Below are 12944 nucleotides of genomic sequence, written 5' to 3' on the forward strand. Positions count from 1 at the left end.
CCTTCTTAGAAGGGATTCCTATAAATGTTGATCAGTAGCAAGCTCAACCAGAGCTTTTGTAACACTAGTTTTTGTCAGTCTTCCTATAACTTCCATTCCATTCTCAACCGGCTTAACAACAGGCAGACCATCTATCTGCTTTTCAATCAGCTTCTGAGCTGCATCTAATAAAAGGTCATCTTTCTCGCAGACTGAAATATTAGGCATTCTAGTCATAATGATATGAACAGGAACCGAAGTTAAGTCCTGGTTTCCAATGCTTGCCCGAAGCAGGTCCTTCCTCGATAAAACCCCGACGAGTAAAGAATGATCATTAGTGACAAATAAAGTTCCAACATCCTCTAAGAACATTGTACAAATAGCATCATAAGCAGATACATCTTCTGCCACTACTACGGGCATAGCCTGATACTCATGAACCTTAAACTTCTTGAGTTTTTCTGTTAGAAGCTCCGACCCCGTCTTCCCTGTAAAAAAATAGCCTACTCTCGGACGCGCATCTAAATAACCGGCCATCGTTAATATAGCTAGATCAGGACGTAAAGTCGCTCTTGTAAGACTTAAGCTTTCAGCAATATTTTCCCCGGTAATCGGTCCGTTATCTTTAACAATTTGAATAATTTGCTCTTGTCTGTTGGATAGTTCCATTCTTTCACCACCCTAATCACCAACTGTGACATACTATTTATTCATTATAGCTCATTTATTTATCGGGGTAAAAGAATGAAAGTTAATACTGTTGTTTCCATTCAACTTTATTTAGGTCGGCAAAGAGAAGAACATCATCTGCAATGTTCCTAAGCAGTGCCAAACGATTCGCACGGACGGACATGTCTTCGGTCATTACCATCGTTTGATCGAAGAATGAGTGGATCGGCTCAGCAAGTTCAGATAACTGCTCAAGAGCTGACTGAAAACGACCTTCATTGTATAGGTATATATAAGATTTATGCACGTTTTTATAGTGGTTAAAAAGCGCATATTCACTATCATTTTCAAATAGCTCCGGGTTAATTGATAATTGCTCTGCTTTTGCAGCCAGATTCAATACTCGTCCCAGTGCTTCATGCACCCTTTTGAATTCCGGATCATTTCTCTTGGCAGATAGTAGCTCAGCCTTCCTTAAAGTAGACGTATATTGCTGAATTCCATTCCTAAGTACCGCTTTCACTACATCAGGAGCAATACCTTCATCTCTAAACAAGAAGCTTGCCCGCGTAGAAAAGAATTCACGTATTTCCATCTCTAACTCATTTTTACTGATGGTAGGCAGCTTTTTCTCTTCGTAAAGATGAATAACATCATCAAGCAAATCTTCTACGAACAGCGGCCAGTTACGCTCCTTTAGAATTTGTAATACACCTAGAGATTGTCTTCTTAGTCCGTATGGATCCTGAGAGCCTGAAGGCATTTTGCCGATCGCTATTGAACCTACAATTGTATCTAACTTATCAGCAACACTTACAATTGCGCCAATTTCTGTAGCAGGCAGCTGGCCATTAGCCTGCCTGGGCATGTAGTGTTCTTTTATTGCTGTTGCTACTGCTTCATCCTCACCGAATAGTTTTGCATATTTCTCGCCCATGATTCCTTGTAATTCTGTGAATTCGTCCACCATGTGGGTCACTAGATCAAATTTGCTTATTTCTGCCGCTCGTATAGCCTTACTTTTAATACTTTCCTGACCAAGTTCCTCGCAAATATGCTGAGTAATTGTTTTTATTCGATTAACCTTATCCGCCAAGGTTCCAAGTTCAACCTGGTATACCATTCGATTTAATTTTTGGAGCTTTTGATTAATTGAACCTTTTTGATCTTCATGATAGAAAAATTGAGCATCGGCTAACCTTGCTTTGAGAACTTTTTCATTTCCCTTCGACACTTTTTCAATGTGCGCAGAATTTCCATTTCGAACAGCAATAAAATGAGGTAGTAATTGACCATTGGTCGATTGGACTGGGAAATAACGCTGATGTTCTTTCATTGACGTAATTAATACTTCATCTGGAACTTCCAGAAATTCTTCACTGAACGCCCCACTAAACACAGTTGGATATTCGACAAGGTGTGTAACTTCATTTAGTAATTCCCTATCTGTCAGTATTTCCCACCCTTTTTCGGCTTCAATTTGCTTTAACTGCTTTTGAATTTCCATTTTTCGTTTATTTTTATCAGCTATAACAAATTCATCGGTCATGACTTTTTCGTAGGAATCCGCATGGGGGACAGAGGTTTTCGAACCGAGAAAACGATGACCATAGGTTTCCTTACCGGTTTCAACGTTTTCTATCTGGAAATGAATAACTTCATCTTCAAAAAGCCCAACCATCCATCGAATGGGGCGGACGTACCGCAGATTAAAGTCACCCCAGCGCATATTCTTTGGAAAAGTCAAACCCAATAGAACTTCTTTAAAATCCTGCAGCAGAACTTTTGTATCTTTACCTTCGATATATTTTTTTATATGGACATACTCTACACCTTTAATTTCTTTAAAGTATATGTCTTCAACTGTTTTGCCCTGACCTTTAGAAAACCCCTCAGCAGCTTTGGACCATTCCCCTTTTTCATTTAAAGCAATTTTCTTTGCTGGTCCTTTTGCTTCCTCTTCAATATCAGGCTGCTTGCTTTCAACACCAAAAATCTGTATCGCTAACCTGCGGGGAGTAGAATAAGATTTGACTGATTGGTAAGGTATTCGCTGATTCTTCAGCCAGCTTTCAGTATTTTCAACTAGCTGTTTTTCTGCGTTATCAATAAAGCGGGCAGGAAGTTCTTCAAGCCCTAATTCAAATAACACTGTATTACTCATGAGACGACTCTCCTTTCTGAAGCATTGGGAACCCTAATCTTTCTCTTTCCTCTACATACGTTTTAGCTATCGACCTTGCCAGGTTTCTTACTCTTCCGATATATCCGGTACGTTCGGTAACAGAGATGACTCCTTTTGCATCCAGTAAATTAAACGTATGAGAACATTTCAGTACGTAATCATAGGCAGGAAACACAAGTCCTTTTTCCATAATACGTTTGGCCTCAGATTCATAAGTTGTAAATAAATCGAACAACATATCGTCATCAGAGGCTTCAAAAGTGTACACGGAATGTTCGTATTCTGGTTGAGTAAATATATCTCCAACAGTAACACCGTTCGTCCATTCTAATTCAAATACATTTTCCTTATCCTGAATATAAGAGGCCAAACGCTCAAGACCATAAGTAATTTCAGCGGATACCGGCCGAGCCTCGAGTCCGCCGATTTGCTGAAAATACGTAAATTGGGTAATTTCCATGCCATCAAGCCACACTTCCCACCCAAGACCTGCTGCCCCAAGTGTCGGGTTCTCCCAGTTGTCCTCAACAAAGCGGATATCATGTTGATCAGGGTCGATTCCTAGTGCTTTCAACGAATCTAAGTATAGTTCCTGAATGTTATCAGGTGAAGGCTTCATAATGACTTGAAATTGGTGGTGCTGATACAAGCGGTTAGGGTTCTTGCCATAGCGACCGTCAGCGGGTCTTCTGGATGGCTCTACATAAGCCACATTCCACGGCTCTGGACCTAAACTTCTAAGAAGCGTCATTGGCGACATCGTTCCCGCCCCTTTTTCCACATCATATGCCTGCATAAGCAGACAACCTTGATCAGACCAATACTTCTGCAAAGTTAAGATCATTTTTTGAATATTCATTCATTTTCCCTCCTGTATGATAAGACATAGAGAAACCCCGTCTCTATGCCGGATTGACATAGGGACGGGGTTTTTCTCCGCGGTTCCACCCTATTTGCTTTCAACTTGTGAAAGCCACTTTAAACGCTTATCGCTCCAGAACGCCTTCATCGCCCAATGCCATCCGATTCACACCATCACGGATTCTCTGCTCACATTGGATTCGACTACTACTTTCCTTCAAAGCGATACATATAGTAAGTTAAGTAGAATCATACTGAATCGTTTTTATTTTGTCAATTATTATCCTTAAACATATCGAGCTGCTTTATAAACTTTTTTGACTTTAGGAAGTATCCGCCATAACGGTCATAGTACTCGTCCATTAAAGTTCTCAATTTGGTCTTATTTTCTGCTTTCATCGTAATTTGACCAACTCTTTTAACGTCCATATGTAAAAACAAGCGGAGCAACTTAGAAAGCGGCTCGGTTAAACCGTATGCCTGAGGGTCTAGATGTTTACATCGAAAGCACAAGTATCCCCCTTCTATTACAGAAAAAGAAAATGGCCCATCAGAAACTCCGCAATTCAAACAAGCGTCGACCTTCGGGGCAAATCCAGCCTTGCGATACATTTTCAACTCATACATCATAGAAAGAATTTCCGGATCCTTTCCTTCTGCCATCCAGGTAAGCGTTTGAAGCAGCTGTTCATAAAGAAAAGGGTCAGGTTTTCTTTCATCTAACAACTTGTCCGTTAACTCAGCAAGATAAGATGCATAAGCTGTTTTAACAATATCTTCCCGTATGGAACGCAAAGAAGTGAGCATCTCCCCCTGACTCAAAGATCCAAGTCCTGACCCTATGTGAATTAAAAATTGACCATGAATAAAAGGCTGGGTAACAGACGCCATTCGGCTTTTAGGCTTTTTGGCTCCCCGGGCCATAACACCGATTTTCCCTTTCTCTCTCGTGAATAATGTTACGATTTTGTGGGTTTCCCCGTAATCGCGGGTGCGTATTACAATTCCTTCCACTTTTTCCAACAAAGCATTCACCTGCTTTATCCGATTGGATCCTCACGTTCTATTGCAGATGAAGCCTCTTCATTTCCTTTTTTACTGTCTGCTTCTAATTCCTTCATTAGCAAATAGGTTTCTATGTTTCCTGTCTTACTAAACACATTCCAATACAAATCTAGCACAAGAAACACCCCTTTCCTAAAATCATAAAGAAAATGTTATGACAAACTTAGGTTGCTTCATCTACTTCAAACAATGAATTTTAATTTTTACCAATCTTAGTATTCTTCTTCCTTATATCCAAAATCACTAAGTTGAACTTGGCGGTTTCTCCAATCCTTCTGCACTTTCACCCACAGTTCCAAAAATACTTTACTTCCGAGCAGGGCTTCAATGTCTTTTCTTGCCCTTTGGCCAATTTCTTTCAACATACTTCCTTGCTTGCCTATAATAATTCCCTTTTGTGACTTTCTCTCAACGATAATTGCGGCTTGGATAAAAACAGCATTTGAATCCTCACGAGGCTTAATTGTTTCAATAACGACTGCAATAGAATGCGGGATTTCCTCACGAGTTAGATGAAGTACTTTCTCGCGAATCAATTCACTTACAATAAAGCGTTCTGGATGATCGGTTATATGATCTTCCGGATAGAATTGCGGTCCTTCCGGCAAGTGGGATTTAAGAACCCCGAGCAAGTGCTCAACATTGTTACCTTCTAGAGCAGAAATCGGAATAATCTCCTCAAAATTTAGCTTCTCACGATATTCATCTATTAAGGGCAGCAGTTGATCAGGGTGAACTTTATCAATCTTATTCACAATAAGGAAAACCGGCTGATTCACTTTCTGCAGGCGCTCAATAATAAATTGATCACCCCGTCCGTAACCTTCTTCAGCGTTAATCATGAACATAATAGCATCTACTTCATTTAAGGTATTTTCAGCCACATTTACCATAAAATCCCCAAGTTTATGCTTAGGTTTATGAATACCTGGTGTATCGATAAAAATCATTTGAGCATCCTTTTCAGTCAGCACCCCTTGAATTTTATTCCGTGTTGTCTGTGGTTTGTCACTCATAATCGCAATTTTTTCTCCGATTACACGGTTCATAAACGTTGACTTCCCAACATTCGGCCTACCTATAATAGCAACAAATCCTGACTTAAATTGTTCTTCCATTGTATTGCCTCCATCACATTAGCTTCAACCTAAAACATTACCATGAACTTAGGTAAAAAGATAATAAAACCGATAATAATTGAACTAATAGCTGCAATTAAGACGGCGCCGGCAGCGATATCTTTTATTGCCCCTACTAAATGGTGAACTTCTGGCGCTAAATAATTCATAACCCGTTCGATGCTTGAATTAATCATCTCTAAGGTGATCACAAGAGCTATCGTCAGTACTAGTAATGCCCACTCTAAAGAGGAGACCTTGAAGATCCCCCCAAAAACAACCACTATAATACTGATAATCAGATGTATTCTTAAATTTCTTTCATTACGGAACGCTGCTATAATTCCGTTAATTGCAAAAGACAGTCCTATCCATTTCTTACGACCTTTGTAATCCGAATTCATTTAAAATATCCTCTTGTCGCTGAAACATTTTCTTTTCTTCTTCCTCATTCATATGATCGTACCCTAAAAGGTGAAGAAAGCCGTGAAGCGAAAGAAAAGCGTATTCTCTTTCCAGCGAATGGTTGTAGTCTTCAGCCTGTTCTTTGGCTTTATCTACTGATATGACAATGTCTCCTAACAGGACGGGAAGGTCTTCATTTTGCACTTCCACTTCCCCATCACCGAGTTCCTGCATGGCAAAAGAAATGACATCAGTCGGCTGGTCCTTCTGGCGGTAATTACGGTTCAATTCCTGGATTTCCTTGTTATCAACAAATGTAATGGACAGTTCGGCTTCATGAGCGGCCTTTTCTTTTTCTCCAGCAAATTGTATGACTCTCTCTACTAAATCTACAAAAGCTTCATCTACTGAGTTGGTTTCGTCGTGAAAATCAATGTGTATCACTTTATTATGCCTCCTTTACGGCCTTATCCTGATTAGGGTACTTAACCCGCGAGTGGAATATTCCTTTCAGCGTTTCACAAATCGCATTTTCCACCCTTACCATCTCATTTAATGTAAGACTGCAATCGTTTAACTGACCATCAAGCATTCGATCTTCAATGATCGTATGCACAATGTTGTTTATCTTTTCCTGAGTAGGGTGGTCAAGTGATCGAACAGCAGCCTCTACTGAATCGCATATGCAAACGATCGCTGCTTCTTTTGATTGTGGCTTTGGTCCTGGATAACGAAAATCCTTTTCTTCAGCCGCTGGATCTTTTTCCTGTGCTCGATAGTAAAAATACTTGAGTAGAGTAGTACCATGATGCTGTTCAGCAATATCAATAATTTCCTTTGGGAGTTTATGCTCTTCAAGCAGTCTGGCACCTTCATAGGGGTGATTGATTATTATCGTAGCACTTTCCTCTGGTTTAATAAAATCATGCGGATTTTCTATACCCATCTGGTTTTCAATAAAATAATGCGGGTGGATCGTCTTCCCTAAATCATGGTAATAAGAAGCTACTCTTACCAACAGACCTCTTGCTCCAACTGCTTCACAGGCCGCTTCGCTTAAATTTGCTACCATAACACTGTGGTGATAGGTTCCTGGTGCTTCAGTTAATATTTTTCTTAACAGGTCATGGTTCGGATTGGCTAAAGCCAGCAGCCTGCTGTCAGACAGTATATCGAAAGCTGATTCTATTAAAGGTAATAGCCCCAGGGTTAATACAACTGCCAGCAGTGCGCTAATGATCCCGTAACTGGAAAATACTACCCAATCCGTCCACGTATACCTTTCAAATGCCAGGAATACAGTAAAACTTAACGTCATACAATTGACTAATGCAATTGCCAAACCAGTTTTAGCAATAAACTGCCGGCCATTTGTATTCCATAAGAAAAATATACCCGCTAATTGAGTGAACAATACATAAATTCCAGCATGAGCATTAATTGTACCAGCTACATGACCATTAAATATAACTGCAGCCATTAATGCAAAGACGACACTCATTAATAATGCGAACCGCTCGTTACAAAGAACCTTAATTAAAAGAGCCCCCATCGCAGCCGGCACCAAGTAAAAAAGTGATTCATTCGACATAGGGATAAGGCTAATGCCTTTCATAAGGCTTACCAGGATAATGGAAATCACTACAGTTACGTAAATATGCTGAAGAGTAATCGATTTTTCTTTAACCATGTGGATAAAGTGATAATAAATTGCAGTAGTTAAAAGAATAGAAAAAATAGCCAAACCGATGTATGGCATCACATTCCTTTCTTCATTCAACAGCCCTGTAATTTCTAATTCTTCATATACCTCGTTTGTTATGGTGACACCTTGAGAGACTATTACTTCTCCAGCCTGAATTAAGTCCGGCTGAACCTGAGAGACCGCTTCTTTCCGTGCTTCATCTGTAGCTTCAGCGTCAAAAAATGAATTCTCTACTAAACCAAATTTCGCCACCTCTGTTGTTTCTTCCTTTAAATTATCAGGAAGGGTAGAATAACGGATTTTCAATTGAAGAGTCTGCCCGGCATCCTCTAATTCGGTTGTTCTAATTCCATCATCAAAATAGGATTCAAGAGAGGAAATCAGTAAATCCTCTGCTTTTATTAAGTCATCTTTATCTGCTTGAACAAATGGACGGAAAATTTCAATGGGCAGTTCGTTAGTAATGTTCTCTGATAGCAGCGACTGAAGCTGGGCCATCTTTTGACCTGTAGAGGCTTCTTCTTCATTTACTTCTTCAACTGCTTCAAATATCTCTTCAATATAGGACAGCCTTTCCTCAGTAATCGTATCGGATACCTGATAACGGTCGTCTACATCCTGGGTGGCTTTGCGAATTCTTTGTTCTGTTTTCTTTTCATTCTCAATGGTGATTGGGGAATGAATTGTTTTTTCGGCTGTACTGAATTTTTCAAGATTATAAGTCTCAGTATGTACGTTTGAAAAACTAAGTATAAAGAAGAACAAGCCGATAAATAGTGCAGAGCTCATTAATTTAAAATGGTTACTCCCTGCCTTTTTAAAGCGCTTTCTTTTGAGTTTAAGGGGTTTAATGATGTCACCGCCTTACAATTTATTCCAAAATAAACAAATATTAAAGGCCCTTCTTCGGGCCTTAGTTTTTTTCATAAGCGTCAATTACTCGTTGAACCAATGGATGACGCACAACATCAGTCTGGTCTAAGTGAATAAAAGCTGAGCCTTTCACATGACTTAACTTATCTTCAGCTACCTTCAATCCTGAGGTAACCCCTTTCGGTAAGTCAACCTGGGTTATATCCCCAGTTATAATCATCTTGGAACCGAATCCCAAGCGTGTCAAAAACATCTTCATTTGTTCTGGAGTTGTATTTTGTGCTTCGTCTAAAATCGCAAAGGCATCATCAAGTGTTCGTCCTCTCATGTAAGCAAGAGGGGCAATTTCTATCGTACCCCGGTCAATCAGGCGAGCCGTATGCTCAGCTCCAAAAACATCATGAAGAGAATCATATAACGGACGTAAGTAAGGATCCACTTTTTCCTTAAGATCTCCAGGCAGGAAGCCGAGACTCTCACCTGCTTCGACAGCAGGGCGAGTTAATATAATTCGTTTTACTTCTCCGTTTTTCAATGCATTTACAGCCATTACCACAGCTAAGTACGTTTTACCAGTACCTGCTGGACCGATACCAAACACGAGGTCATTATTCTTTATTGCTGCCACGTAACTGCGCTGTCCTAATGTTTTCACTCTAACTGACTTGCCTTTGGCATTCTTTGTGATCTCATCTTCAAACAGAGCTTCAAACTGATTGATTTTTCCTTTTTTTGCTAACTCTACGGCATAAACAACATCGCGCTCAGAGATAGATAAGCCTTTTCGAATAAGCTCAAGTACAGCCAGCAACACTTCCTCTACCAGTTTGACATGTTCTGCCTCACCTGATACATTCACCTGTTCTCCACGTGAAATGATGGTTACTTTTAACTGCTCTTCTATTCTTTTTAAATGACGATCTTCAGTGCCAAATAAAGATAAGGCTTCAGTAGGATTATTTAATTGGATGTCTATAGTTTTCAAATCTCCTTGCATACTCAATCTCCTTGGGAAACATACTTAGTTTCTGCAATATTCTCTTCAACTTTTACTAAAAGGATTAATTTTACTTTACCATGGTCCTCACTCTCGTGCAAAATTTTTTCTTCCGTGATCTCAGCGTCTTCCTCTAGTTGTAACAAGAGGGATTGTCTTGCTGTATCGACGGACTCCTTTGTTGTTTGCTCATCGGTTAAGGACTGGAACTGTTCTTCATTTTTATAAGTTGTTGTTTCTCTTAATAGGATAGGGAATTTCCAGCCAAATAGTTCTAAGCTATGGTCATAGCTTTCCTTCCTTACTTGATCTTCATACTTTCTCCAGAAACCCCACACTGGTATGCTAAAATTATTGACTACAAATGAGTAGGAGTGATCTGATTCTCCATCCGTTACATTCTGCTGCCTTTCCCTAGTGCCCTCCACTTCAACGCGGTACCAGGTTTCTGCATAAACCTCCCCCTCTGCTTCTATGAATTCCTCACTGTCTTCCTTCAACTCACCTGTAGCTAAAAGTTCCCCCTTTTTAACTACGTTGTTCACTTCGACCATAGGCCGCCCTTTTGAAATAAACATTCTAGTTACCAAACCTTTTTTCGCTGCCACAATATTAGATGGCCTGGGCTCCTCTTCTTCATCAAAGGTGGTTTGTTTCACACCATATAAATGATAACTTGTCCCTTGTTTTTTTACTCCAACCCAAAGCAGGTCAGGGATATCTTCTAGAAGCAGCCGCTGGACTTCCCGAGGCTGCTTCATAGAAAAGGTCGTGGAGCCAGGTTTGATACCGTAAGTTTTTAATTTAGATTCCACTTCGGCTTCCAACTCTGGATCAAGGCCGGTTATTTTTATCGACCATAACGTATTTGCTAATAAGAAAGCTGCCATAAACCCAATCAGCAAAGCTGCCAAAAGCGATTTTCTATTTTTTAGACGTTGTAAAAAAAAGGGGACTCCTTTTTTTGAAACGATATTAATTTTACAGTGATAAGCTTTTCTTAATTCTCTTATCTTTTTCCAGTCCTTCAAAAAAATGGTTGTCTGAACTTTGCGGTCGTTTAAATACGTAATTTCAGAGAAGGTACACCCCTTCTTTACACAAGCCTGTATAAAGGCCTCCAATACTTGTCCCTCTATGGTTATCACGAGTGTACCTTGTAAGGAAGTAAGCTGTTCCTTCTTCATTACACCCCTCCCTCCCTCACTTCTTTAAAGTCAATCGACTTTAATTCACCTTCAAGTAGCAACTCTTCTTTTAACATCATTTTGATCCTTAAATCTTTCCCTTTAATAAGCAATTCACCTCTGCGGTGCTGAATTCTTACTTCTTTATCAGAAAAATGGAGAAGCCCCGTACAATTTTCTATGTACGCGTGCAGTGAGCCTATAGTCGTAACCCTTGGAAGGTCAAGCATGACATCAGCCGGCAGGTCAAAATATTGACTTACCCAATTTCTTAATTGATTTTGCCACTTTGACATGCAGCTCCCCCCTCACTTATACATACGAAAAACGCACGAATTGTATCACTACAATTCGTGCGTTTCTTTATCTTTTTCTCGGGTGAGAGCTATGCGGTTTATAAGCTCGCGGCTGACCTAGAATTTCTGACATCACAATTCCCTCAGCAAGACGATTCCGGTTAAACTTCGTCGAATACTTTAAGGAAGACTTCCTTTCCACGGAGTCGTCTTGAACAAAGACTTCCATTTTGTCCTTATTTAAATCTTTTTGATCAAAAGTTAAAGACTCTTGAGCCCGTCTGTCTTGATAGTCAGCCATCTCTTCAAGCCGCTGCTTCTTCTGTTCATAGTACTCCTCTACTCGCCCTTTTGTCTCTTGAGCAGCCTCTTTTGTCCTGCTTTTAACTTCTTCCGCCTTTTCAGCATAAGGCCGATGCTGCATTGGACCTGAAGGAGTCTTTGTAGGCTTTGGTTGTTTTGGAGCTCGGTCTTGCTTATCTGATTCTTCTTTGCTCATTCCTGAGAACCAGCTGATGATCCCTCCAATAATTGCCGCTACAATTAAAAAGTTGCTAAAGATTAATTCAATTAGATCATTCATAGCAATTCTCCTTTATGTCATTAGGAAAATTATTGATCATCATTCTCCTTATCTTCTGACATGCCGCCTAATGTCTTTCTCATATCAGTATCAGCATTTATATTCTGGTAGTTCATGTAGTCCATAACACCCATTTTCCCTGAACGTAAGGCTTCAGCAAGAGCCTGTGGCACTTCTGCTTCAGCTTCCACAACTTTAGCCTGCATTTCCTGCACACGTGCACGCATCTCTTGTTCCTGGGCAATCGCCATCGCGCGACGTTCTTCAGCCTTAGCCTGGGCAATATTCTTATCTGCTTCTGCCTGGTCAGTCTGAAGGATAGCACCAATGTTTTTACCGATATCAATATCAGCAATATCAATTGATAAAATCTCAAACGCTGTACCTGCATCCAGACCTTTCCCAAGTACATTTTGTGAAATCATATCAGGGTTCTCTAGTACTTTATTATGGTTCGTACTTGAACCAATTGTAGAAACAATTCCTTCCCCTACACGAGCAATAACAGTATCTTCACCTGCACCACCGACTAATCGATCGATATTCGCACGCACTGTTATACGGGCTTTCGCTTTAACCTCGATTCCATCCATTGCCACCCCGGCGATGAATGGAGTTTCAATTACTTTCGGGTTTACACTCATTTGCACAGCTTCAAGCACATCACGTCCTGCTAAATCAATAGCTGCACAGCGCTCAAAGCTTAATTCAATATTAGCTCGCTGAGCAGCAATTAATGCATTAACCACTCTGTCAACGTTACCACCTGCTAAATAGTGGCTCTCTAATTGATTCGTATCCACGTTGACTCCTGCTTTATGTGCTTTAATTAAAGGATTAATAACTCTTGAAGGTATAACCCTTCTCAACCTCATTCCAATAAGTGTAAATATACTGATCTTAACCCCTGCGGCTAAGGCACTGATCCACAGCATAACCGGGATAAATGTAAATAGTACAGCCAGTACAATGATGATAACCCCAACAATAATGATGGGCATTAATTCCTGAATAGACATCT

14 protein-coding genes are annotated in these 12944 nt (G+C 40.1%); all 14 read right to left on the bottom strand.

The annotated features are described in order from the left end of the window. Window positions 1–18: 18 nt before the first annotated feature. Window positions 19–648 (bottom strand): helix-turn-helix transcriptional regulator, encoded by a 630-nt coding sequence (locus tag C1A12_RS13180; protein ID WP_101844316.1) that lies wholly within the window; start codon window positions 646–648, stop codon window positions 19–21. Window positions 649–730: 82 nt separating this feature from the next. Beyond that, window positions 731–2812, bottom strand: a complete 2082-nt coding sequence (gene glyS, locus C1A12_RS13185) for a glycine--tRNA ligase subunit beta (RefSeq protein WP_101844317.1) — start codon at window positions 2810–2812, stop codon at window positions 731–733. Continuing rightward, complete coding sequence (glyQ, locus tag C1A12_RS13190; RefSeq protein ID WP_101844318.1) at window positions 2805–3692, bottom strand: glycine--tRNA ligase subunit alpha; 888 nt, start codon at window positions 3690–3692, stop codon at window positions 2805–2807. Before glyQ ends, glyS begins: the two co-directional genes overlap by 8 nt. Window positions 3693–3967: 275 nt before the next feature. Next, window positions 3968–4720, bottom strand: a complete 753-nt coding sequence (gene recO / locus C1A12_RS13195; protein WP_101844319.1) for a DNA repair protein RecO — start codon at window positions 4718–4720, stop codon at window positions 3968–3970. 14 nt (window positions 4721–4734) lie between these two features. Beyond that, window positions 4735–4875: a YqzL family protein gene (locus tag C1A12_RS13200; protein WP_101844320.1), complete on the bottom strand. Its 141-nt coding sequence runs from the start codon at window positions 4873–4875 to the stop codon at window positions 4735–4737. A 96-nt stretch (window positions 4876–4971) separates the two neighbouring features. Further along, the gene (gene era / locus C1A12_RS13205; RefSeq protein WP_101844321.1) at window positions 4972–5877 is read right to left on the bottom strand and encodes a GTPase Era; all 906 of its coding nucleotides are present in this window, start codon (window positions 5875–5877) and stop codon (window positions 4972–4974) included. A gap of 29 nt (window positions 5878–5906) precedes the next feature. After that, window positions 5907–6281 carry a diacylglycerol kinase family protein gene (locus C1A12_RS13210; RefSeq protein ID WP_101844322.1) on the bottom strand — a complete coding sequence of 125 codons (375 nt, stop codon included), beginning with the start codon at window positions 6279–6281 and terminating at the stop codon, window positions 5907–5909. Further along, window positions 6256–6723 carry an rRNA maturation RNase YbeY gene (gene ybeY, locus C1A12_RS13215; RefSeq protein ID WP_101844935.1) on the bottom strand — a complete coding sequence of 156 codons (468 nt, stop codon included), beginning with the start codon at window positions 6721–6723 and terminating at the stop codon, window positions 6256–6258. Before ybeY ends, C1A12_RS13210 begins: the two co-directional genes overlap by 26 nt. A 7-nt stretch (window positions 6724–6730) precedes the next feature. Continuing rightward, the gene (locus tag C1A12_RS13220) at window positions 6731–8776 is read right to left on the bottom strand and encodes an HD family phosphohydrolase (protein WP_101844323.1); all 2046 of its coding nucleotides are present in this window, start codon (window positions 8774–8776) and stop codon (window positions 6731–6733) included. A gap of 124 nt (window positions 8777–8900) precedes the next feature. Continuing rightward, the gene (locus C1A12_RS13225) at window positions 8901–9857 is read right to left on the bottom strand and encodes a PhoH family protein (protein WP_101844324.1); all 957 of its coding nucleotides are present in this window, start codon (window positions 9855–9857) and stop codon (window positions 8901–8903) included. Between the two features lie 2 nt (window positions 9858–9859). Next, complete coding sequence (gene yqfD / locus C1A12_RS13230) at window positions 9860–11044, bottom strand: sporulation protein YqfD (protein WP_101844325.1); 1185 nt, start codon at window positions 11042–11044, stop codon at window positions 9860–9862. Then, entirely contained in the window at window positions 11044–11340 is a 297-nt protein-coding gene (yqfC, locus tag C1A12_RS13235; RefSeq protein ID WP_101844326.1) for a sporulation protein YqfC, read from the bottom strand. The genes yqfD and yqfC overlap by 1 nt, the downstream gene beginning before the upstream one ends. A 67-nt stretch (window positions 11341–11407) precedes the next feature. Then, window positions 11408–11923 carry a hypothetical protein gene (locus tag C1A12_RS13240; protein WP_101844327.1) on the bottom strand — a complete coding sequence of 172 codons (516 nt, stop codon included), beginning with the start codon at window positions 11921–11923 and terminating at the stop codon, window positions 11408–11410. Between the two features lie 29 nt (window positions 11924–11952). Further along, window positions 11953–12942 carry a flotillin-like protein FloA gene (floA, locus tag C1A12_RS13245; RefSeq protein ID WP_101844328.1) on the bottom strand — a complete coding sequence of 330 codons (990 nt, stop codon included), beginning with the start codon at window positions 12940–12942 and terminating at the stop codon, window positions 11953–11955. Between the last annotated feature and the right edge of the window lie 2 nt (window positions 12943–12944).

This window comes from Halobacillus sp. Marseille-P3879, from assembly GCF_900240285.1.
In the GTDB taxonomy this organism is placed as follows: Bacteria; Bacillota; Bacilli; order Bacillales; family Halobacillaceae; genus Halobacillus_A.